The organism is [Lactobacillus] rogosae (assembly GCA_900112995.1).
GTDB classification, from domain to species: domain Bacteria; phylum Bacillota; class Clostridia; order Lachnospirales; family Lachnospiraceae; genus Lachnospira; species Lachnospira rogosae.
This window is the reverse complement of the sequence record FONU01000021.1, coordinates 34,472-56,254: the sequence shown is the minus strand read 5'-3', so window position 1 is coordinate 56,254 and position 21,783 is coordinate 34,472. Positions and strand designations below refer to the sequence as shown.

The 21,783-nt window shown below is 35.0% G+C and carries 18 protein-coding genes; 4 read left to right on the top strand and 14 right to left on the bottom strand.

The genetic code is table 11. From position 1 onward, the window contains the following. Positions 1 to 85: 85 nt before the first annotated feature. On the top strand, positions 86 to 1,666 hold the full coding sequence (locus BM157_RS10070) for a glucose-6-phosphate isomerase (protein ID WP_090140968.1): 1,581 nt from the start codon (positions 86 to 88) through the stop codon (positions 1,664 to 1,666). 306 nt (positions 1,667 to 1,972) lie between these two features. Here the strand turns inward: BM157_RS10070 and BM157_RS13035 are convergent, their stop codons facing one another. Both BM157_RS13035 and BM157_RS10060 read right to left on the bottom strand, forming a co-directional pair. Beyond that, entirely contained in the window at positions 1,973 to 2,098 is a 126-nt protein-coding gene (locus tag BM157_RS13035) for a hypothetical protein (RefSeq protein ID WP_278320150.1), read from the bottom strand. Positions 2,099 to 2,568: 470 nt separating this feature from the next. After that, the gene (locus tag BM157_RS10060; RefSeq protein ID WP_055306916.1) at positions 2,569 to 3,261 is read right to left on the bottom strand and encodes a 5'-methylthioadenosine/adenosylhomocysteine nucleosidase; all 693 of its coding nucleotides are present in this window, start codon (positions 3,259 to 3,261) and stop codon (positions 2,569 to 2,571) included. 443 nt (positions 3,262 to 3,704) lie between these two features. On the opposite strand from BM157_RS10060, the gene BM157_RS10055 reads away from it, so the two are divergent. The 3 genes from BM157_RS10055 (at position 3,705) to BM157_RS10045 (ending at position 5,930) form a co-directional block, all read left to right on the top strand. Further along, positions 3,705 to 3,950: a TIGR03905 family TSCPD domain-containing protein gene (locus BM157_RS10055; RefSeq protein ID WP_022501252.1), complete on the top strand. Its 246-nt coding sequence runs from the start codon at positions 3,705 to 3,707 to the stop codon at positions 3,948 to 3,950. A gap of 3 nt (positions 3,951 to 3,953) precedes the next feature. Further along, positions 3,954 to 4,757 (top strand): radical SAM/SPASM domain-containing protein, encoded by an 804-nt coding sequence (locus BM157_RS10050; protein WP_318255912.1) that lies wholly within the window; start codon positions 3,954 to 3,956, stop codon positions 4,755 to 4,757. A 108-nt stretch (positions 4,758 to 4,865) separates the two neighbouring features. Then, a complete protein-coding gene (locus BM157_RS10045; protein ID WP_090140966.1) occupies positions 4,866 to 5,930 on the top strand; it encodes an undecaprenyldiphospho-muramoylpentapeptide beta-N-acetylglucosaminyltransferase in 1,065 nt (354 codons plus the stop codon). A gap of 223 nt (positions 5,931 to 6,153) precedes the next feature. Here the strand turns inward: BM157_RS10045 and BM157_RS10040 are convergent, their stop codons facing one another. From BM157_RS10040 to BM157_RS09985, 12 genes are all read right to left on the bottom strand, one after another. Beyond that, positions 6,154 to 6,972 carry a M23 family metallopeptidase gene (locus BM157_RS10040; protein ID WP_022501255.1) on the bottom strand — a complete coding sequence of 273 codons (819 nt, stop codon included), beginning with the start codon at positions 6,970 to 6,972 and terminating at the stop codon, positions 6,154 to 6,156. A 107-nt stretch (positions 6,973 to 7,079) separates the two neighbouring features. Next, positions 7,080 to 8,054: a SpoIID/LytB domain-containing protein gene (locus tag BM157_RS10035; RefSeq protein ID WP_022501256.1), complete on the bottom strand. Its 975-nt coding sequence runs from the start codon at positions 8,052 to 8,054 to the stop codon at positions 7,080 to 7,082. 76 nt (positions 8,055 to 8,130) lie between these two features. Beyond that, positions 8,131 to 10,605: a glycogen/starch/alpha-glucan phosphorylase gene (locus tag BM157_RS10030; protein WP_090140963.1), complete on the bottom strand. Its 2,475-nt coding sequence runs from the start codon at positions 10,603 to 10,605 to the stop codon at positions 8,131 to 8,133. Positions 10,606 to 10,838: 233 nt separating this feature from the next. Beyond that, positions 10,839 to 12,143, bottom strand: a complete 1,305-nt coding sequence (locus BM157_RS10025) for a sensor histidine kinase (RefSeq protein WP_090140960.1) — start codon at positions 12,141 to 12,143, stop codon at positions 10,839 to 10,841. A gap of 58 nt (positions 12,144 to 12,201) precedes the next feature. Beyond that, positions 12,202 to 12,918 carry a LytR/AlgR family response regulator transcription factor gene (locus tag BM157_RS10020; protein ID WP_090140959.1) on the bottom strand — a complete coding sequence of 239 codons (717 nt, stop codon included), beginning with the start codon at positions 12,916 to 12,918 and terminating at the stop codon, positions 12,202 to 12,204. Between the two features lie 273 nt (positions 12,919 to 13,191). Further along, positions 13,192 to 14,565 (bottom strand): hypothetical protein, encoded by a 1,374-nt coding sequence (locus tag BM157_RS10015; protein WP_090140957.1) that lies wholly within the window; start codon positions 14,563 to 14,565, stop codon positions 13,192 to 13,194. A gap of 240 nt (positions 14,566 to 14,805) precedes the next feature. After that, the gene (locus BM157_RS10010; RefSeq protein WP_090140954.1) at positions 14,806 to 15,738 is read right to left on the bottom strand and encodes an ATP-binding cassette domain-containing protein; all 933 of its coding nucleotides are present in this window, start codon (positions 15,736 to 15,738) and stop codon (positions 14,806 to 14,808) included. Positions 15,739 to 15,812: 74 nt separating this feature from the next. Then, entirely contained in the window at positions 15,813 to 17,996 is a 2,184-nt protein-coding gene (locus tag BM157_RS10005) for a hypothetical protein (protein ID WP_090140951.1), read from the bottom strand. Positions 17,997 to 18,018: 22 nt separating this feature from the next. Beyond that, positions 18,019 to 19,395 (bottom strand): hypothetical protein, encoded by a 1,377-nt coding sequence (locus BM157_RS10000; RefSeq protein WP_090140949.1) that lies wholly within the window; start codon positions 19,393 to 19,395, stop codon positions 18,019 to 18,021. Between the two features lie 43 nt (positions 19,396 to 19,438). Further along, the gene (locus BM157_RS09995) at positions 19,439 to 19,873 is read right to left on the bottom strand and encodes a hypothetical protein (RefSeq protein WP_090140948.1); all 435 of its coding nucleotides are present in this window, start codon (positions 19,871 to 19,873) and stop codon (positions 19,439 to 19,441) included. 256 nt (positions 19,874 to 20,129) lie between these two features. Next, entirely contained in the window at positions 20,130 to 20,591 is a 462-nt protein-coding gene (locus BM157_RS09990; RefSeq protein ID WP_090140945.1) for a hypothetical protein, read from the bottom strand. 50 nt (positions 20,592 to 20,641) lie between these two features. Continuing rightward, positions 20,642 to 21,778 carry a M56 family metallopeptidase gene (locus tag BM157_RS09985; RefSeq protein ID WP_318255911.1) on the bottom strand — a complete coding sequence of 379 codons (1,137 nt, stop codon included), beginning with the start codon at positions 21,776 to 21,778 and terminating at the stop codon, positions 20,642 to 20,644. Between the last annotated feature and the right edge of the window lie 5 nt (positions 21,779 to 21,783).

The following is a 21,783-nucleotide window of genomic DNA, read 5'->3' as shown; positions in this document are numbered from 1 at the left end:
TTGCAACTTATTATAGGTAATTGCGAATGGTCTTAGCAGTTTTCGCAATTACCTACAACTCAATTATACTAGGAGGAGATATTTTATGATTAATTGGAACAATCTTGACACACTTGAAGCTTTTAAGGAATTAAAGGAAACTCCGCTTGTTGACCTTAATAAGGTTATGTCGGGCGAAGCTGGTGCTGAACGTGTTAAGACATATAATATTCCTATGGCTGAGGGACTTAACTACAACTTCGCAGCTAAGAAAGTAGATGATACAACTCTTAAGGCACTTGAAAAGCTTGCTACAGAAGCTGAACTTTCAAACAAATTTGCTGCTCTTTACAATGGCGAAGTTGTTAATACCGGCGAGAACAGACTTGTACTCCACCATATGACACGCGGACAGCTCGGTGAAGCTGTTAATGCTGACGGCGTAGACAAGCGTACATTCTATACAACACAACAGAAGCGTATCGCTGAATTTGCTGACAAGGTACATAATGGTGCTATTACTAATGGTGCTGGCGAGAAGTTCACAACTGTTGTTCAGATTGGTATCGGTGGAAGTGATTTAGGTCCTCGTGCTATGTATATTGCTCTTGAGAACTGGGCTAAAAAGAATAATTCATTTAAAATGGAAGCTCATTTTATAAGTAATGTAGATCCAGATGATGCATCTGCTGTACTTACTTCTATTGATGTTGCACACTCATTATTCATTCTTGTATCTAAGTCTGGAACAACTCTTGAGACGTTAACTAATGAATCATTTGTTAAAAATGCTCTTAAGGAAGCTGGTCTTGACCCTGCAAAGCATATGATTGCAGTAACAAGCGAGACCTCACCTCTTGCCAAAAGTGATGATTATTTAGATGCATTTTATATGGACGATTACATCGGAGGACGTTTCTCTTCAACATCTTCTGTAGGCGGTGCTGTATTATCATTGGCATTTGGTCCTGATGTATTCGCAGATTTCCTTGAAGGTGCCTCTGCTGAGGACAAACTTGCATTAAACAAAGACATTCTTAAGAACCCAGCAATGCTTGATGCGCTTATTGGCGTATATGAACGCAATGTACTTGGATATGAATGTACTGCTGTACTTCCATACTCACAGGGCTTAAGCCGTTTCCCTGCACATTTACAGCAGCTTGATATGGAGTCTAATGGTAAGTCCGTCAACAGATTTAATGAACCGGTTAATTACCCTACAGGTCCAGTAATATTTGGTGAACCGGGAACTAATGGACAACATTCTTTCTATCAGCTTCTTCATCAGGGAACTAATATCGTTCCTTTACAGTTCATTGGATTTAAGAACAGCCAGCTTGAAAATGATGTTACTATTCAGGACAGCACAAGCCAGCAGAAGTTATGTGCCAATGTAGCGGCTCAGATTGTTGCATTTGCGTGTGGAAAAGATGACAATAACCCTAATAAGACTTTCAAAGGTGGAAGACCTTCAAGCATTATAACTGGAGACAAGCTTACTCCTAAGTCTTTAGGTGCTTTGCTTTCTCATTTTGAGAATAAGGTTATGTTCCAGGGATTTTTATGGAATATCAACAGCTTCGATCAGGAAGGCGTACAGCTTGGAAAGGTGCTTGCTAAGAGAGTGCTGGCACACGATACTGATGGAGCATTGCAGGTTTATAGTGAGATGCTTGGGATTTAGGGCGTGAGTTTGCTATTAGTGCATTATAGATGATATGCTATAAATTTCTGTAATATTGGATTTATGATTATATAATTATGGCTTATAACGGACGGAATTAAGGCAGACAGCTGGATGGTTGTGTGGCTGGACTGGCGGGGAGCTCGTTACTTAAGTTATAAGACAATTGGATACTACTAAGCCTTTCCCGATAGGCAAAGAGAACGGACGCACCGCTCCAAATTCGCCATCGTGGCTCAGTTGTCGCTTGCCCAGACCTCGTGTCTGGGCATTGCTGTTTGGTGAGGGGAAAGACTAAGTTGTATCTCAATTGTGCTTATAATACTTGCGTAACAAGCCCCCGCCAGCCCACGCTGACACAACCGTCCAGCCGTCTGCCTTAATTCCTGCATTGTGAAGGAATATACAGTACACCTCTACAGCTAACTTCACGAACTACAGGTCCCACTGATTTGTACAGCTTTCCAACCACTACATCTTGACAGCCACACTCCTATCTCCCTTCCCAGCCATATTTCTGCCCTATTATCCGCAACCCCGGTAGTGTGTGCCCCTGCCATCGCAACCCGACAGGGGTGCGGGTAGGGGCTGTGGTGGTGCGTGTGAGGACTGACATTATAAGATAATTGCTGATATTTCTTAGTCATTCCCTCCACCATACAGCAATGCCCAGACACGAGGTCTGGGCAAGCGACAACTGAGCCACGATGGCGAATTTGGAGCGGTGCGTCCGGCACCATAACTCCACCGGGAATGACTTAGTAATATCCAATTATCTTATAGCAGTCTCACACGCACCACCACAGCCCCTAGCCACAGCCCGTCCGTTTGTCACAACCATTTGCCACAACCGCACTCCGCGTCCGACATAATAAATCAGCAGAAATTATATCTGTCTATATCTATATCTGTCCCACCAATTCCTTAATCAGCTTAACCGAATTCTCAATCGCCTGCTTCTCAAATGTAGGATAATCCATAGTTGCACTATCATCAGCCTTATCTGAGATTGCTCTTAATATAACAAATGGAACTTTATTAAGATATGCTGCCTGTGCAATTGCTGCACCTTCCATCTCTGTGCAGTATCCATCAAAATTAGCTGATATTCTTTCTTTAACAGCCTTGTCTGATATGAACTGGTCACCGCTTACAACCCTGCCAATATGTGTACCTATCTCTGGAAGAACCTTAGCACAAGCCTCTTTGGCAACATCTATAAGGTGCTTGTCTGCTTCAAAAGACAATACGTCCATTCTTGGAATCTGTCCTAAAGGATATCCAAATCCTGAAGCATCCATATCGTGATGTAATACATCACTTGATATAACAATATCTGCAATATTAATCTCTGCCTTAAGTGAACCTGCAATTCCTGTATTAATAACATAATCAACGCCGAAATCATCTACAAGTATCTGTGTACATACTGCCGCATTTACCTTGCCGATACCGCTTCTTACAACAACAACATCTTTGCCATTAAGCTTTCCAGCCTTAAATGACATACAAGCCTTATCTTCCTGTCTTTCAATTTCCATAGCTTCAACTATCTTAGCTACTTCTTCGTCCATAGCTCCAATAATACCTATCATAATAATCCTCATTTCTGCGCACATTTTTCGCATACTGGTTTGTGTATGGTACGCACAGACACAAATCCACTGTGTGAAAATCTGTTTTCCACACTAATCTCCTGTTATTACTTTATTAGTTAATTATTCACAGTTAAAATGCGTTTTACTTATTGTACCAATTAATTGGCAATATCACAATGTTTGTGTCAGGCTTTATTTTTAAATATTAATCACTATAACATCATAAACGAAAATCATTTGATTTACTCTGATTTTCACCTGAATATTGAATTAATTACATCTTACATAATACAACTCTTTAAAAACTATGATATAATATGACTACTTCGTAGTCACTTAGATGTTTCTTCGAAACTTCGGATGCGTTGAACGCACACAATGCATTTCCGTCTATATAACATTTTTGTACTAACTGACTGTGCGTAGAAATGAGGATAATTATGAAATATACTACAAGAGGCGTATGTTCACGTTCTATTGAATTCGATGTAGTCGATAATAAGGTTACTGGCGTTAAGTTTGAGGGTGGCTGTTCTGGTAATACCCAGGGTGTTGCCGCACTTGTTGAGGGCATGGACGTTAACGAAGCTATCAAACGTATGGAAGGAATTAAATGCGGCTTTAAGCCAACATCCTGTCCTGACCAGCTTGCAACTGCACTCAAGCAATATATTGCCAATAAGTAATTTATGGGAAATATTAAACGCTTCAAACGAATATATATAGAAATAACAAGTTCCTGTAATCTGAAATGCTCTTTCTGTCAGGAAACCAAACGCCCGGCACATTTTATGCCGATTGAAGATTTCGGACATATACTTGATGAAATACGTCCGTATACGAATTATATATATCTTCACGTCAAGGGTGAGCCACTGCTTCACCCACAGCTTGCCGACATACTTTCCCTGTGCAGGGATTGTGGCATAACGGTCAACCTCACTACCAATGGAACGCTTATAAGACAAAGACTTGATACTTTGATTAAATATCCAGTACACCAGATTAATGTATCTATGCACAGTGCCGATGACAACGACTGCATAGATATGGATACTTATATTAATGATTTGTTCTATTCCTGTGAGACACTTCTTGATAAGACTGATACAGAGATTTCGTTAAGATTATGGAACACGAAAAATGAGCCATTTTTATTTGGTGAGCGAAACTGCACTATCAAACGTCATCTTTATGTCAATGTGCAAAGTCCATTTGAATGGCCTGAACTTAACGGAAGTTATTATAACGAACGCGGCTTCTGTCAGGGAATACGCACACATATTGCCATATTAAGTGATGGAACAGTTGTACCCTGCTGTCTTGACGGCAACGGCGTTATGGCTCTTGGCAATATACTTGATACTCCGCTTTCTGATATACTTGAAAGCGATAAAAGCAAGGCATTTGTTCAGGGATTCAATGACAAATATGCAGTTGAACCGCTATGCAGGCATTGCAGTTTCAAGGAAAGGTTTTCACACAAAATATAATAACACCGCGTGAATTCTGACACTCACTAATGCAACAGTAAATTACTGCTATAAAATTTTAAAATTTACCATAAACAATAATTATAATTAAGAAAATGAGGATTGGCTATGAAAAAGATTATATTAACAGGTGGTGGTACAGCCGGCCACGTAACACCTAATATAGCATTACTTCCCAGCCTTAAGGAAGCTGGCTACGAAGTATTCTATATTGGTTCATACACTGGAATCGAAAAGACATTAATAGAAAATCTGGATATTCCCTACTATGGAATATCTTCAGGTAAATTAAGACGTTATAAGAGCTTTAAAAATCTTACTGACCCATTCAGGGTTATAAATGGATATTTTCAGGCACGCAGGCTTATGAGAAGAATTAAGCCTGATATCATATTCTCAAAGGGCGGCTTCGTATCTGTTCCAGTTGTACTTGCAGCTGGACACAAGCACATTCCTGTTATCATACACGAATCAGATATGACACCAGGACTTGCCAACAGAATAGCTATTAAAAAGGCTACAAAGGTATGCTGTAATTTTCCTGAAACTATCAAGTACCTTCCTGCTGACAAGGCTGTTCTTACAGGCTCTCCTATCCGTCAGGAGCTTTTACAGGGTAATAAGCTTGCCGGACTTAAGCTTTGCAATTTCACAAGTGGCAAACCAATAATTATGGTTGTCGGCGGAAGTACTGGTGCTGTTCACGTTAATGAAGCGGTAAGAAAAGTTCTTCCTGAACTTCTTAAAGATTATCAGGTTGTTCACCTTTGTGGAAAAGGCAAGACTGATAACTCACTTAACAACATTGAAGGCTATGTACAATTTGAATATATAAGTGAGGAAATGCGCGATTTATTTGCAATAAGCGATATCGTAATATCAAGAGCTGGTGCTAACGCTATATGTGAATTATTAGCCCTTAAAAAGCCTAACCTCTTAATTCCACTTTCAGCTAACGCAAGCCGTGGCGACCAGATTCTTAATGCAAAATCATTTCAGGAGCACGGTTATTCAAGTGTATTATTTGAGGAAGACCTTACACCAGAAAGCTTATTAAAAGCTGTTAATGAACTCTATACTAACAGACAGACATATATCAACGCTATGTCAGAAAGCAAGGAAAGCCACGCTATTCCTATAATAATGAACTTAATTAATTCTACTGCCAGATAAAAAGAATATGCAAAATACATTCTCGTGTCAGGTGCGGTTGTTTGCGACAAACTACATCTTCGCACGGGTGTGCATTACCGGCACATATTGCTTTTTATCTAACAGGGAATTATATTGGATTTTCCTATTACATAAAATATATATAAAGCACCCACTGTAAGCCGTATATAAATAATATATGATTTGAAACTATTGTAAGAAATTAAGTGGGTGCTTATTTTATCTATTCCACAAAATATGTGTCTGGGTTTATTGGTTCTCCATATTGTGTAAGTTTGAAATACACTCCAGGACCCTCTTCTATATAGTATGCACTTGGGCTTGCCACTGTACCAATCAGCTGTCCGGCTACAACCTTATCCCCTTTTTTCAAATTAACATTTTCTATAAGACCAGTTGTTGTTTCATAACCATTTCCAATTGATACTGTAACTGTTGTTCCTGTTTCTGAAAGATTAGCCACATCTGTTACAATTCCCGATGCCGCCGCTGCAACATTAGTTCCTACCTCGGATTGTATAATTATTGCTGGATTACATTTGTACATTCCAAGACTCTTAAAGAAAATGGTCTCGTCCATATTATAGTCGAGTACAATCTGACCAAGCACTGGCCACGCAAGCTTGTTGCTCTCATCAAATGCAAAATTCTTCATTGCCTCAGCCATAACTTCTTCTGATGATAAAGTCGGTGGAACTGTCGGCTCAGTTTCCTTATCTGCATCGTCAGTGCCAGCTTTATGTGTGTTATAAGTATTATCTGCTTTATTACTGATATTATCTGTATCCACCGCCATACTTGCACCAGCATTAGCTTCCTGTAATTCATCATCGATATTCCCCAGCACATCGTCCGTCACATCTTCTGTCTTTATTGCAACATCTTCCTGAGTTTCATTAAGATTAACAATGTTATTCTCATTATTTCTATTGGAATTAACGCTTCTTACCACCGAAATTACTCCTATAATAAGTGTTGCAATAATTCCTAATGATATAACGATTGAAACTATCTTTGTCTTACTGGCTGTGTTCTTATCCATATTAACCTCCATTCCTGCCCATAGAGGGCATAAAGTCTGGTGCTGTAGGTAAAACCTACAGTTATCAAAACCTTTCTATGTTAATATGCTTTCCATAATCCTGCGTATTATTCACTTATTATATTTATTTTATTATAAAATGTTTCTATAATATCTTCATAAGATGAGCCAGCCTTTGCCATACAATCTGCCGTATATACGCTGACACCAAAGCCTTCTCCAACACCGATTGTCGTTATCTTAACGCCAGTCTGCATATATTCAATACTAAAATTGGGCGAATTAATACCAAGTACATATGCAAATTCACTTCCCGACATAACAACATTCCCTATCTGAAGCTTTAACACATAACCAGCTTCATTCTTGGATACAATCTGAATTTGCTGTGCCAGATTATTTTTATCAAGATTAATGCTGTCGTATTTTTTCTCAAATGAATTAACAAAATCTTTATTGCTTATAGTCTTAACAACAAGATAGTCCTGTGCATTTTTATCATTATTACACTCCACTGCTGAAAGATAAGCATACTCATCACCTAGTATTGAAGCCCCTGAAAGCGTGCTTCCAGATGTTATATATGTATATCTTGCCTCAATATACTTATCGTTATACCTGATTGCAAGTCCACTTGTCGCAGCCGTGCAGTCCTTAACAAGATTATAATTATCCTCGTAATCCTTCCCCCATTTGCTTTTCATCTGCTGTGTCGTCATATATTCCATTCCAAGCTCACTGCTGTCTATAATCATTTGCTCACCCATAAGCCTGTATACATCTGTCCTTATCATAATGCTTTCTGCTTTAAGAACTTCTACTTCACTGCTCATATAAAGCCTTTTGGCAAGCACCATCGCCACAAACCTGTCAACACCTACCTCCTGCGTGGCATTTCTGTATTTTACAATCACTTTTCTTCCATCGCTGTAATCTTCATTCACAGGCGTGTACACAACTCCTGTAACATTCAGTGTAACAATAGTCGGTATAAGCAGATATATGGCGATAAATACAATTACCGCCGCACATTTTTTCTTTCTATAACTATATGAATTGCTTAAAAAAATTCTATCCAACATTCAGTACTCCTTTATGTCTGCACTTATATGGCGCATATTAAAGAGTATGAATTATGGATAGAATTTATTCTTGTTATTACTGTACTTTAACTGGTGTCTTAGTAAGCTTCCAGATTTCTGTAGCGTACTCTTCTATAGTTCTGTCCGATGAGAACTTACCAGCCTTGAACGAATTAATCATAACTGTCTTAGCCCAGCTCTTCTCATCTCTATATCTTTCATCAATCTTCTTCTGTGCATCTGCATAAGAACAGAAATCTTTAAGGATAAAGTAAGTATCTGCCCTTCTGCCTTCTTGTGTATTAAGAAGTGAATTGTAAATATCTCTGAACATCTCTGGGTCTTCCTTAGAATACTTACCATTGATAAGTTCCATAAGAACTTCTCTTATATCCTGATCATTGTTGAAGATTTCCATTGGGTCATATCCGCCCTCATTCTCATAACGTATAACTTCGTCTGAGCTAAGTCCGAATATAACTGCATTGTCTGCTCCAACTTCCTGTACTATCTCTACGTTAGCACCGTCCATTGTTCCAAGTGTCATAGCACCGTTAAGCATAAACTTCATATTACCTGTACCAGACGCTTCCTTAGAAGCTGTTGAAATCTGCTCTGATACATCTGCTGCTGCAAATATAATCTCAGCATTAGATACTCTGTAGTTCTCTATGAATACAACCTTAATCTTACCATTGATAGACTCATCATTATTGATTACTTCTGCTACATTATTGATAAGCTTGATTGTCTGCTTCGCAATCTTGTAACCTGCTGCTGCCTTTGCACCAAATATAAATGTTCTTGGCACAATATCCATATCTGGATTCTTCTTAATCTCATTGTAAAGATACATTATGTGAAGAATATTAAGAAGCTGTCTCTTATATTCGTGAAGTCTCTTTACCTGAACATCAAATATTGAATCCGGATTAACATCTATTCCATTATGCTCCTTAATGTACTTAGCAAGTCTTACCTTATTCTTATGCTTAATCTGCATAAATTCCTGTCTTGCCTTTTCATCATTAACATATACTAAAAGCTTCTCTAACTGCTTAAGGTCTGTTATCCAGCCGTCACCAATCTTGTCTGTAATCCAGTCTGCAAGAAGTGGATTAGCGTGAAGAAGGAATCTTCTCTGTGTAATACCATTAGTCTTGTTGTTGAACTTCTCTGGCATCATCTCATAGAAGTCCTTAAGCTCCTGCTTTTCTAAGATTTCTGTGTGAAGCTTTGCAACACCATTAACTGAGTAGCCTGCACATATAGCAAGATGTGCCATCTTAACCTGCCCGTCATAGATAACAGCCATCTTTCTAACCTTTTCCTGATCTCCAGGATATTTAGCTTTAATCTCTTCTACAAATCTTCTATTAATCTCTTCTACTATCTGATAAATTCTAGGAAGAAGTCTTGAGAATAATTCGATAGGCCATTTTTCAAGTGCTTCTGCCATAATAGTATGGTTAGTATATGCAACTGTCTTAGTTGTGATATCCCATGCCTCATCCCATTCAAGACCATTTTCATCCATAAGAATTCTCATAAGCTCTGCAACTGCAACTGTTGGATGTGTATCATTAAGCTGGAATGTAACTTTCTCATAGAGCTTTCTTACATCACCGTTGTGCATACTCTTATATCTGTCAACAGCTCTCTGTACTGATGCTGATACGAAGAAATACTGCTGCTTAAGTCTTAATTCCTTACCAGCATAGTGGTTATCATTAGGGTAAAGAACTTCTACGATATTCTTAGCAAGGTTCTCCTCCTCAATAGCCTTCTGGTAATCACCTTTATCAAATGAGCTTAAGTTAAATGTATTAACTGGCTCTGCATCCCATATTCTAAGTGAATTAACTGTGTTATTGCCATATCCAATAACAGGAAGGTCGTATGGAACAGCTATAACTGAACGGTAATCTTCCTGAACAAATATATCACGTCCTGATGCTTCATCTCTGTAAGAACGTACATATCCACCAAACTTTACTTCATACTTGTATTCAGAACGCTTAATCTCAAATGGATTGCCATCCTTTAACCAGTTATCTGGAACTTCTACCTGATATCCGTCCTTAATCTCCTGCTTAAACATTCCGTACTTATATCTTATACCACAGCCGTATGCTGGATATTCAAGTGTAGCTAAAGAATCAAGAAAACATGCTGCAAGTCTTCCAAGACCACCATTACCAAGTGCCGCATCAGGTTCCTGATCTTCGATAATATTGATATCAAGACCTAATTCTTCAAGAGCTTCTTTTATCTCATTGTACTTAGTAAGATTAATCATATTATTGCCAAGTGCACGACCCATAAGGAATTCCATTGACATATAATATACAACCTTAGGATCTTCCTTATCATATGTCTTATGAGTTGCTATCCACTTATCTATTATAAGATCTTTAACTGCATATGCCACTGATTGGAACACCTGCTGTTTGTCAGCTTCATCTATGTTCTTTCTATACAAAGACTTACAATTGCTTACGACCTTCTTCTTAAATTCTTCTTTGCTAAAAGATACTGCTGTGTCTGTCATACTGTATTCTCCTCCTTATATATAGATATACCCAATCTGTATACCTTTTATTACCAAATTAAGAGTTAATTAATCATCAACTCCGCTTTCCAACTGTATCTCCAGCCAGAAATACTATATAAGTAAATTATACACGATTACCACACCTATTGCAATTTAATAAACTTATTTTAGTGTAAATACAACATAAAATTGTTAAAAAAACAACATACTTTTCACGAAAATCATCTTTATTACAACATAAGCAATACCCTGCACTGAACTATATCAACTCCCAACTGTATATATTCTATTGTTCCGTTATTCTTCTTAACAAGCTCACTTACATTCCTAATACCATATCCGTGATAGCTGTTATCTTTTTTGGTTGTGTTCATTTCCGGATTGTTTTTTAACACATTTTCTTCTGTAGTATTACTTATTTTTATTACCATCGCCTGTTCATCTGAATATATGTCCACACTTATTCTTTTATTGACTGCTTTTAATGCTGCCTCTATTGCATTATCCAGCAAATTCTCCAGAATAATATGTATATCATAGTCGGATACACCTTTAAGTTCTCCACATACCATACACTTTATTGATAATCCATTATTGTTGCAATACTCTATCTTTCTGTTGAGAATATGATTGATAATTGCATTTTCTGAATATATATTATCCTGCCTATACAGCTTTCCTTCTTTCTGAAATTCACTCAGATAATTGACCGCTCTCTCTTGTTGCCCATTTTCTATAAGATATTGTGTCATATCTATAACTTTTGTAATTTCATGGCGCACTTTTTTAGTTTCAAGATACACTTTATTAATCTCATCAACATTTTGCTTCTGATGCTCCAACATCTCCATCTGAATAGCATTTTCCGCCTGTTTCTGACATATATTTTGTTCCATCATTAACAATATAATTGTTATAATATTTATAGCCACAAGTCCTATTATAACAACCGATGTATATACAATATTATTACCATTATCAGCATCAATGCTTAAAACTCCCGCACATACCATAATAGTAATAATAGGTATAGACAATGTAAGTATAATGTACCTGTCTTTCAAAAAGCTTCTTGTTCTTTCTTCCATTTTAACTATAATCAATAAAAATGACATTAATACAATCTGATTGACAAATGCCGCAATATAATAATCTATATTTCTAGTCTTTATAAGCTCCATAAAATCCTTGGATAAAACCAGTCCCACAATATTCCCCGCAATAACTGATGAGAAAGCCAGAACAAATACAAGCATAATATTATATACAAGTTTCTTTATAAAAGTACCTCCAAGCATCATATAACTAAAAAACAATGATAACCCCAGATATATTAAAATTCCGACACCTTCAAAATCTGTAAAATATCCCTGTAACATAAGATATAAAAATGTATACACTGTTCCCGTTATGTATACATCCTTTTTTTCTCTATCAGTTCCAAGACATTTTTGCAAATACCAGGTAACCATAAATCCCTGAAATATATTTAAAATAATCTCTATAATTACATCGTATACTCCCCAACCAGACATATTCTCTCACTCCTATATCTTTGCTCCATATAACTTTACATAATATCGTAATAATCCCTTACAATAATCTTTTATTAAGCCATTGTTGTTTTACCTTAGTAACATTTTCCCTCCCAATAGGATACATTTCTCCATTGTCCATAATCAAATTCGCTTCTTTTATGTTTTTTATATACCTTGAATTTACTACTATTCCCCTTCTCACCTGAATAAAGCCATTCTCTTCAAGTTCCTCTATATGCTTTACCATCTGATCTCTAATTGTAATATCCTTATTATTTTTAAGAACAATACGAAGCTGATGATTAAATACCTCAACCGAATATATATCATTAGCATTTAATTCCACTCTCTTAGTATTGTTGTTAAATGTTATTGTTCTGTACTCTTCACCAAGATATAATTTAATCTCATCCATAACCATTTTAAGGTCTTCACTGGCATATTTTTTTCTTATAAACCCCAAAGGTCTGCATACAAAACTCTTAGTGACATAATGGTCGTGATTGGACATATATATAATTGCAATGTTTTTATTTTGTCTGCACAATATCCTTGCTACATCAAACCCAATACTTTTATTTTCAAGTTCAATGTCCATAAATACTATATCTAATTCATTAGCAATATGAGCATTTACAAGTTCTTCTCCTGTATTAAAAAGATTATATATTATCTCATCGTTATAACCACTTTTAATAAATGCTTCATTTATTTTTTCTTTCATATAACTCATATTTTCATTATCGTCATCACATATTGCTAATCTTATCATATGCTTATCTCTCCATATAAAAATATTACTGTTTAAAACAATCACCCCTCAATATGAATTGCTTCAAACAGTAATATTTTATCATTATTATTCAAGATAATAAAGATATGCGTATTCCAAATCTATATCGTTATTTACCTATTCTATCTATTATCTACACATTATATTCATAAAATCTTCCATAGAAATTCTTTCATCCGCACTTGTTGATTACCTTTGACTATATTTCTTTGCTATTATTCAATATAATACTATATTCCCCTTTTATATAACTTATTCTGGTGTAACTGGTTCCAGCGTTATATTTCCACTACCAATCTGCGATTTATCCAAAATCGCTGAAACATTAACATCCACGAAACCTTTTTTATTTTTAAATACTTCGTCTTCTAATTTTATTCTAAGATTTTGTTCTTCTTCTGATAATTCCAAGCCTTTTATATCGTGTGTGGAAAATCCTATCAGCAGACACCGCTCGTCTCCTCCATAAAATTCAGCACTAATATTTCCTGATACCTTTTCATCCGTATTATTTAATATTACTGTATCCTTTATATTACCATCAGTATCTAATATATAAATATAATTATCATATTTTTTAAATTGCTCATCAAGAGGCTTTCCACTCAAAGCCATCAGATTAACACCCTTATATATATAGATATAGTTTCCATCATAATTCTTTAAATGTACATAACCATAGTCTTTTTCGTGCTGTAATTCCTGTACATACAAATCTTTGATATCTCCTGTACTTATATTAAGCTTTTTAACCATATAATTATCTTTATCAACACAAGTAAAATATAAGTTGCCATCCTTATCAAAATACGTTTCACTATTCCAATTTATAATCGTTGATGATATTTCAGGGTACTTTTCATTCATATCACACAGTCTACTCACCTTGTCTGTAGAGATATCTATCTGTTCTATATAATATAAGCTTTTATCGGCAGATACTCCACTTAACCAATTCACATATATCTTATCCTCTATTGGATATAACGATACTCTTTCATAATAATTATATTCACTCACATACTCTTTAACAACATATGCCTGTTCATCTGAATTCAAGGAAACTGCACATATAAACAATGAATTATCTCCTGATAATTCATAATACAGCTTACCATTAGTTATACAGGCGTTCTTACTATTTTTATTAACGGACAATCCATTTATTGATAAGGTCTTCTCTTCCTTCTTATCTCTCATCGTCTTATCATAAGAAACAAGTATATCTTTTTCCTCAGTTTTCTCAATCATATATAATCTTTCATTATGATACCATATCTTGCTTCCTACACAGATATTCTGTGATATATATGCCTCACATTCATCTGTTCTATGGTCGCAATCAACCTTAGAACATAATGGTATCGTCATATCTTTAATCATATCATAATAATATATATACATATTACTATTATTAATAACTGGTGCACCGTCTATGTAATAATATCCAGTCTCCGATGCAGCTGCGGAACCCGCCATATAATACTGCGGTGCATTATCGTCATAAGTATATGAAGAATACCTGTAATCATCAGTTACTGTTGATTGATTAGATTGCTTATCACCACAGGCAGATATTCCCAGCATTGTAACTACTGCCATTATTATTAATATTATTTTTTTCATAGCCGATACACCTCTTTCTAATATGCTAAATCAATATAATACCTGTCACATTATGTTTATACTGTTCTTACTAATTTCAGTATATCTATCCAAGCGAACATTTCAATACCATTGGCGTGAACTGTCATTTTTTGGCGTGAATTGTACCTCATCTCACCTATTTATATAAAAACGTGGAAAAAAATTGTAATCATACAACCTTCTTCCACGCTTATTACTATTGATTATATTTTCTATTTATCATTCAAAATAATAAAGATATACATCCTCTAAATCTATATCATTGTCCACCCTTACAGCCTCCTCTGGAAGCTCATCTCCGACAAGCCTTAATACCATACCGTTCTTTCTCTGCCTGATATTTCCTATATGGTACTTTCCCTGCAAATCAGCTACATCTGAAAGAGTGCAGACAACTTCACCAACCTTGCCCTGCATATTCTCTATAAGCTGTGAAGGTGTTCCTGTTGCAATTATCTCACCATCCTTTAACAAAAGCACTTTATCCGCTATACACTCAATATCACTTACAACGTGAGTTGCGAATAATATAATCTTATCTCTGGATAATTCAGCAATATAATTACGGATACCTATTCTTTCCTTAGGGTCAAGACCTGCTGTCGGTTCATCAAGTATAAGTATCTTTGGGTCACCCAGCAATGCCTGTGCAAGAAGTACACGCTGTTTCATACCACCAGAGAAACCACCTATCTTCTTATACGCAACTGATGTAAGATTGACCACTTCAAGCAATTCATCTATCTGCTGATTAACTTTTTTAATGGTCACATTTCCAGCTTCATCAACAGACTTTACACTCTTAACACCTTTTATCTCTGCCATATACTTAAGAAATGCCTTAGGCGAAAACTCCTCATAAAAGCCCTGTTGCTGTGGCATATATCCTACAACCCCACGAAACTTTGCCCCAAGCTTTAATATATCAACAAGCTCCTTAGATACTGTATTATCTTCACCATCACTATACATTATGCTTCCGCCATTCTTATCACGGCTGACATTATCTGTTATCAGATTAATCATCGTACTTTTGCCTGCACCGTTAGCACCAAGTATTCCATATACTCCCGGCGTAAATGTATAATTTATCCCTTTCAAAGCTTTGACATTTCCATATGTTTTCTTTAAATCTGTAATCTTAAGTTCCATAATAACCCTCCATACTTCTCATACCAAATAGCTTTTATTTAATGGATATTCTGTCTATATAATATTTAAAAATATTATTTTATATTTTTACGATATGTTGCACAGGCTATCACAAGCATTATTACAAATACTACAATAAGCAGAATTATGCTTTTTACGTTATAGCCATATGTATTAAACAGTCTGTTAATATCCATACCTACAACTATTGAAAACTTTTGCGCCCAGTTTACACCTAATATATATATAACGTGTGGTATTAACATAACAAATGAAACCATTAACGATACTTTATAGCTAAATCTATAAGATATAATATAAGCTGTAAATGCAACAACAAGCATCCATATAAGCCTGTATACACTACACCAGATAATATATGCCAGAATACTTATATTAACTGGAAAATCCTTAAACATCTGTAAACACCATATACTTTGTGTAAGCTGGTTATATACATAACGGTCAGATATATTATGTACATTAATTATAGTTGATATCAGCCACAATAATGTGGTTATTATGAAGACCTTTAACATTTTATTATTCCATAACCTTACTCTTCCTTTAGATGAACGTATATGGGCTGTCATTTTATTCTGCCTTTCAAAAGCATAGTCCCCTGCAAATAATAATATAACTATAATAATACTTATAAAATTCACGCTCTCATTACTAGAATACATTCTTTCTCCAAGTATATCATTATAATTGGCTGGATTAACTATAACTGCTGATGCTGACCTGTTATCATTAATTTCATTGACATAATCAACTGCCGCCTGCATTGCATCTATGTTACGCTGCTCTTTTAACAATTCCTCCTTTTTATATAACATTGCAGCTTCATCCTGCTTTGCTTCTTCTAACTCATCTCTTAAATCTGTTATATAGGCTTCCACATCTTCATCTGGCGCACGTCCATCAAATTCCTTATAGAATTTATTAACCATATAATTGTTATTAGTGTAATCCACGCCTCGTTGAATTTTAAATGTCATAAGCACATACACCAATACAATTATAAACAGAATTCCCTTCTGTATTATAAGCGTCTTATATATTTCCATTAAAAGAAGCGACATTTTATACATCAGTTTCTGTATCAATATATGTATTTTATCAAGCATAATATCAATAATATTCTTCTTTCTGATAGTATGCTTTGATGAATACACAACTATATTTCCAACAAGACCTATAAGGAATATAACCGCAGTCATAACAAATGTAGTAGTACTTATATCTGCTATAAAGCCATTGGTTCCCCAGTTCTCATACACAAGATAAGATGTTCCAGAAAACAATATATTTATTATGTTTATGTACTTCAAAGCATTAAACTGGCTATTATACTGAATTTTATTATATAGCAGATATTCACACAAAAATATTACTATAACCAATGTAACAGCAACTTTATAATTACTTATAAGATTAATTACAAAATATATAAATAACCCTATAGTAAACATTGCCAGTGCATATACCAGACAATATAGAACAAAGAACTGGTTAATGCTTATAGCATATGGAAACATATTAAACAACTTGGAATTCTGTATATATGCACCGCCAGAAATTCCATATACACGAGCATATATAGCATACAATATTCCGTTGTACAGAAATGAAAGTACAATATTATATATAATTATAATGCCACATCTTACTATCGGAAGTAATATGCGCCCACGCCTGCTTGTTCTTACAAGTACCAATACACCATTATCTGTTTCTTCTGTAAAATAGATAATAATAACTGTGAATATAATTATATACAAAAGAGGCATCGTTCTGTTGGTTACCAGCTTTTCAACAGCCGTTGTATTAACCATTTCTACATCAACAGATGGGCGATTTTCCTTATCCTTAATCTGTTTATTCGCATTAAGTATATAAAAACTATTGTCATTACCAAAAAGTGTACTCTGCAATATTCTGTTATAATTCTTTGACTGGTTATCTGCATTATAACTTTCGATATATTTTTCTTTTTCCTTAATCAGTCCAGCAGCTTCCTCTATATATTCGCTGTCTTCTTCCTTATATTGTTCATACGTTTTAGTAAGTTTTTCTGCTGTAAATGCTACGTTATCATTTTTAATATTATTATAATCTGCGATAATCTCCTTGTAATACTTATACACTTTACTATCCTGATTATAATTAATCTGATAAAGGCTTATACATATCATTGCTATAAACAGACACACTATGCAAAGTAGACTTTTTCTTACAATTCTTACAAGTTCCATACGCCTTCACCTCACCCATAACTTATTCAGGTGTAATCTGCTCCAAAGTTATAGCACCACTGCCAATCTGAGATTTATCCAAAATGGCTGAAACACTGACAACTGGACTTCCCTTTTTATTTTTTCTACTTTCTTCTATAAGTTCCGCCCTAAGAGCTGTTTTTTCTTCAGATAACTCCAGACCTTTTATACCATATGTGCTAAATACAATAAGAAGACATCTGTCATCTCCTCCATAAAATTCACCTGAAATATTTCCACTTGCTGTATCATCTGTTCCATTCAATGTTACTGTATCTTTTACATTACCATCTGTATCTAATATATATATATTATTGTCGTATTTTTTTAATTTTTCTTCGATGCTCTTTTCATCAAGTGCTTCTCCATTGACATTTTTATAAATATATAAATACTTACCATCATAATTTTTCAAACTCACATACATGTAGTCTTTTTCGTGCTGCATTTCCTGCAAATATATATCTTTGATATCCCCTGTACTTATATTAAGCTTTCTTACTATATATTTATTATCACCTACGCAGGCAAAATATATATTTCCATCACTATCAAAACGCGACTGTCTACACCATTCTGTATATATAATAGTTGATGCTATTTCTGGATACTTCTCATTCATATTACACTGAATAACAACTCCATCTGTTGACACATCAATCTGCTCTGTATAATATCTATACTCATCAGCTGATATTCCACTCAGCCAGTTAACATATAGCTTATCTTCTATTGGATATAATGAAATCACTTCGTGATAATAATACCCACTCGCATACTGTTTTACAATATAAGCCTGCCCATCTGTATCTATAGGCACTGCACACAGATATATCTGATTATCTCCAGATATTTCATAATATAATTTACCATTAGTTAAACAGGCACTGTTATAATTTTTATTAACTGACAGCCCATTTATTGATAGCGTCTTCTCTTCTTTCTTATCTCTCATTGTCTTATCATAGGAAACAAGTATATCTTTTTCTGTAGTCCTCTCAATCATATATAATCTTTGGTTATGATACCATATCTTATTTCCCAGACAGGCATCCTTAGACATATATGCCTCACACTCTTCTGTCCTATGGTCACAGTCCATCTTAGAACATAATGGTATGGTCATATCTTTCACCATATCATAATAATATATATACGAATTTCTATTATTATTAACAGGCGCACCGGCTATATAATAATATCCTGTCTCTGATGCCGCTGCATTATCCGACATATAATACTGTGGTGCATTGTCATCATATACATATGAGGAATACTTATAATCCTCAGATGATGTCTGACTGTTCGTCTTTCCAGAACACGCTGTCATAACTAATGCTGTTGTAACTGTCATCATAATTAATAATATCTTTTTCATAGCCGATACGCCCCTTTCCATAATCAACATTTTAGATATTTTATTATTCTAACCAGTAATCAATATTCCCCCATTCATCAACACTAAAATTGAAATATACATATCCCTCATAATCACTATCTCCTAAATAACCTGTATAATGGAATACATATGTTGCCATTGATGTTGTATATCCATATTCATCTACGTAATCCATATTACCTATAATAACATCACCATAATCACTCCATCCTCGTGGAGTTATATTTATAACCCAGCCATAAGAACCCTCATCATATGCATATTCAACATCAGCCGTTATAGAAATATCCACACTATGTGAATTGTCAAGTACATAATTGGAAGTAGCTGTTACCGTTACTGCACCTCCCTGTGATGCCTGTGCTTTCTGTGGATTAATAAATACTACAACAGCAATAAATGCTATGATAGCCGCTGTTGCCATTTTACCTATTTTCTTTATTCTCATAAAATTCATAATATTTTCTCCTTTCGGCAAATATCTTTAGTTACTCGGTTACTAACTAAATATTATCTATACCTCCTCCCTTCTTAATTAAATTTAACTCTTTGTTGCACTAATACTAAATATTAAGAACTGAGCTCTTGGTTCTTTATAATTAATGCACAAAGTATTTATACCACAAGTCTAACTCATTAGACCTATTCTGTCAATTAATTTTACTTTTATTTATTACATATTAGCTACCACAATGTTCATTCCCATTATGTCATTAATCATAATATCTATCTATTATTTCATAATCTACACTTGTTTCACCATAACAATCTGCGTACGCTTTTATCTTATATTTTATATTTAAGCCGTCAGAGTTGCTTATCGTGCAATATCTTACTCCGTAATCTTGATATATTTGAGCATTCTCATCTATTACAGCTGAATAACCGTCACAACATTCCACATTTAAATATATCCAGTCCATACTTACCCAAACTCCATCAGCATATTCATATGAAATAATAACTTTTACATAAGCACATACTTCTCCTGTATTATCTATTAACTCTATATGATAAGTAACATTATCCTCATACAGTCTCCTATCCAAATCAATCTCTTCAATATATGAATTCATAAATTCACTTTCTCCTGCTTTTACATTACAAATCATAGAATTAACCGAAATTATTATAAATAAAACTAACCCTAATAAAAATTGTACTCTTTTTTTCATACTTAACTCCTCTCTAGACTCCTATTCACCTTAAATTACCTATCTAAATGTTATTCACTTGGAAAAACAATCCATATCGTAACCCCGCTATCTCTTGCATTAGCTGGGTCAAACTCCTGATATGACTGGACATATTGTCCACCCGTTCCTAATACTTTCCCATCGACTTCCTTCTGCTCTGTCTTAATTACCTCATCTTCTGCCTGTTCTTCATCTTCTATCTGTACGCTCTCATCTGTATGCTCTATCTTTTCAATAACATCTGTACTTCTATTAACTTCATTACCGCCGGCTTCTACATACTGCACCGTAGGCTTTATGAATAATGCAGCCATAACAACCGTCAATATCAGTAATGATACTGCCACCTTGCTGGTACTGGCACTTTGAGGCTTCATTATATTACCTATTCTATTAATCGTAATTCTGTAATCATTATTAAATCCCAGCACCCTTACTTTTGTCACATTGCCTTTATAAGCACTATTTAACAATATATTGGCATATTTCTTACTCCAGTCCTCATCGTCCCTATGTCTGTTACAGCAGTCATAATCACAGCTTAACTCTATATATTCTGCATAATACTTATAAAACATCCATACCAGCGGATTGTACCAATATATAACCGCTGCTATGCCTGTTATTATCTTGATAATATGATGTCTGTGGCGTATGTGCGTATACTCGTGCTCATAAAGATATGGTACGTCTTCATCATTGACTGCATATGATATATAAACCTTAGGTCTGACAACATCATATACCAATCCAGAAGATATATAATCACTTCTGTATACTTTCACTCTTTTACCGCCAGCTAGTATCTCCTGTGGAATACTTGTAGATAATCCGTTCCTGAATTTCATATCAGCTAACATATTATGTAGAAATATCACAACAATTCCAAGCAGCCATATGACCGCTAATATTTCATACATATTTATTGTTATTCCCGTCACACTGTCTGTGTAACTCACTTCTGACAATATGTCTGTTGATACTCTTTTTATATTGAACCTGATTGACAGTGGTATCAGAATTCTGACCCACACTAAAGACATTAACAGCAGCTTAAGCTTCGCTGACTTTATACGCATTAATCCGCATATCAGCAGGCATATTAATATAGCTGCCATTACTCTGATATTATTCTCCAAAATGTCTGTATATAACTTTAACCCCATCATAT

Excerpts from the sequence above, each read along its gene's own strand:
- BM157_RS10000 (WP_090140949.1), bottom strand. The coding sequence starts at position 19,395 with ATGAAAAAGATATTATTAATTATGATGACAGTTACAACAGCATTAGTT.
- BM157_RS09985 (WP_318255911.1), bottom strand. The coding sequence starts at position 21,778 with ATGGGGTTAAAGTTATATACAGACATTTTGGAGAATAATATCAGAGTA.
- BM157_RS09990 (WP_090140945.1), bottom strand. The coding sequence starts at position 20,591 with ATGAAAAAAAGAGTACAATTTTTATTAGGGTTAGTTTTATTTATAATA.
- BM157_RS10025 (WP_090140960.1), bottom strand. The coding sequence starts at position 12,143 with ATGTCTGGTTGGGGAGTATACGATGTAATTATAGAGATTATTTTAAAT.
- BM157_RS10010 (WP_090140954.1), bottom strand. The coding sequence starts at position 15,738 with ATGGAACTTAAGATTACAGATTTAAAGAAAACATATGGAAATGTCAAA.
- BM157_RS10020 (WP_090140959.1), bottom strand. The coding sequence starts at position 12,918 with ATGATAAGATTAGCAATATGTGATGACGATAATGAAAATATGAGTTAT.
- BM157_RS10035 (WP_022501256.1), bottom strand. The coding sequence starts at position 8,054 with ATGTTGGATAGAATTTTTTTAAGCAATTCATATAGTTATAGAAAGAAA.
- BM157_RS10055 (WP_022501252.1), top strand. The coding sequence starts at position 3,705 with ATGAAATATACTACAAGAGGCGTATGTTCACGTTCTATTGAATTCGAT.
- BM157_RS10040 (WP_022501255.1), bottom strand. The coding sequence starts at position 6,972 with ATGGATAAGAACACAGCCAGTAAGACAAAGATAGTTTCAATCGTTATA.
- BM157_RS09995 (WP_090140948.1), bottom strand. The coding sequence starts at position 19,873 with ATGAATTTTATGAGAATAAAGAAAATAGGTAAAATGGCAACAGCGGCT.
- BM157_RS10030 (WP_090140963.1), bottom strand. The coding sequence starts at position 10,605 with ATGACAGACACAGCAGTATCTTTTAGCAAAGAAGAATTTAAGAAGAAG.
- BM157_RS10045 (WP_090140966.1), top strand. The coding sequence starts at position 4,866 with ATGAAAAAGATTATATTAACAGGTGGTGGTACAGCCGGCCACGTAACA.
- BM157_RS10015 (WP_090140957.1), bottom strand. The coding sequence starts at position 14,565 with ATGAAAAAAATAATATTAATAATAATGGCAGTAGTTACAATGCTGGGA.
- BM157_RS10060 (WP_055306916.1), bottom strand. The coding sequence starts at position 3,261 with ATGATAGGTATTATTGGAGCTATGGACGAAGAAGTAGCTAAGATAGTT.
- BM157_RS10070 (WP_090140968.1), top strand. The coding sequence starts at position 86 with ATGATTAATTGGAACAATCTTGACACACTTGAAGCTTTTAAGGAATTA.
- BM157_RS10005 (WP_090140951.1), bottom strand. The coding sequence starts at position 17,996 with ATGGAACTTGTAAGAATTGTAAGAAAAAGTCTACTTTGCATAGTGTGT.
- BM157_RS10050 (WP_318255912.1), top strand. The coding sequence starts at position 3,954 with ATGGGAAATATTAAACGCTTCAAACGAATATATATAGAAATAACAAGT.